At 55.7% G+C, this 1,288-nt stretch carries 1 protein-coding gene; it reads right to left on the bottom strand.

Going from position 1 to position 1,288, the window contains the following annotated elements:
- Positions 1-45: 45 nt before the first annotated feature.
- Positions 46-1,206, bottom strand: a complete 1,161-nt coding sequence (locus FGA82_RS30940; RefSeq protein WP_141130028.1) for an integrase core domain-containing protein — start codon at positions 1,204-1,206, stop codon at positions 46-48.
- Between the last annotated feature and the right edge of the window lie 82 nt (positions 1,207-1,288).

Here is a 1,288-nt window from a genome sequence, read left to right on the forward strand (position 1 = left end):
TGTAGAGACCGGTACATCCTTTACACATTAGACCGGGGACATCGTTTACACCTTTTCCAGGCTTGCTACGCGTTTAGCGCCGCGTTCAAGCCTGCCTAAACAGAAGGTGCAAAGGTACAACTCCCACACATCATCAGCCACCTCCTTCAGCGCGATCTCTTCGCCGATCAGTGCCTCCCCCAGAAAAATCAGCTGTCCTTTCCATTTGAACTCTCCGTTCGAACGAACCTTACGCACTTCAACGTCAGTGCCATATTCAACCGCTGGCAGGTAACCGGGGTATGGTCGTAACGACGGGCTATACACCGAGGCAGGTGGCTTCATGTCCAACGCGGTGTGCGGTCGAACCTGATTGAAGTCCTGGATGAAATCCTCAAAAGCCAATTGCTGGCGTACAAGATTTTCAGCAGGTGTTCGTAATACCGCTGCTTTCAGCGTTCGGTGCATCCGTTCGTGCCGGCCATTTTGGTCGGGACGGCCAGGCGTAATTGTCTCGACGTGGATTCCGTGCCTGATGAACCACACCGACAACTTCGACAAACGCGCCAAACCTGTTGATGCGAAGGGAGCGCCATTGTCCGTGCGAATCACATCCGGCAACCCAAACTCCCGGAAGGCCCACTCGAAGCCCTGCCGCGTCGGCTCCCCATGCGTGCTGGGCAATGCCCGGCAAAGCAGCAGATAGCGACTCATCTGGTCGGTAATGGTCAGCGGATAGCACCAATTGCCATCCTGCATTTTGAATTGCCCTTTGTAATCGGCACACCAGGTCTGATTGGGTTGATCGACCGGACGCAAATGCGTCGGAGCGCGTGGGCGCACGGGATAGGGGCGCCGCGCGGTGACCAGACCAGCCTTCTTCAACCATATCCCGGCGGTACTCGCGGCCGGCCAGTGGATATCCGGATCGGAGACGCGTAGACGATCAATGATCTGCTTAGGCCCCCGATCGGGATGCTCGTTTTTCTTGGTCAGCAGCGTGGCAATGATTTCGTCGGGAGTTTGATGAGGGCAATTCAGTGGCTTACGCGATTGCTCTTTCAAGCCATCCACGCCCAGCGCTGCATACCGTTCCAGCCACTTGTCGATGGTTGGACGGCTGACGCCATAGCGCCGGCTTAATTGGCTCTTGGTGTAACTGCCGCCAAGCCAGTCGCTGACTAACTTCACTCGTTGATCCATTGGGGACTCTTGATTCCAGGGCATGGTCAGCACCTCCTGACCATAATTGATACCTGTAAACCATGTCCCCGGTCTCAAACGTAAAGGATGTACCCGGTCTTTACCC

This window comes from Pseudomonas fluorescens, assembly GCF_005938625.1.
In the GTDB taxonomy this organism is placed as follows: Bacteria; Pseudomonadota; Gammaproteobacteria; order Pseudomonadales; family Pseudomonadaceae; genus Aquipseudomonas; species Aquipseudomonas fluorescens_BD.

Bases quoted from the DNA above. Each gene is read 5' to 3' on its own strand.
- FGA82_RS30940 (WP_141130028.1), bottom strand. From the start codon at position 1,206: ATGCCCTGGAATCAAGAGTCCCCAATGGATCAACGAGTGAAGTTAGTC.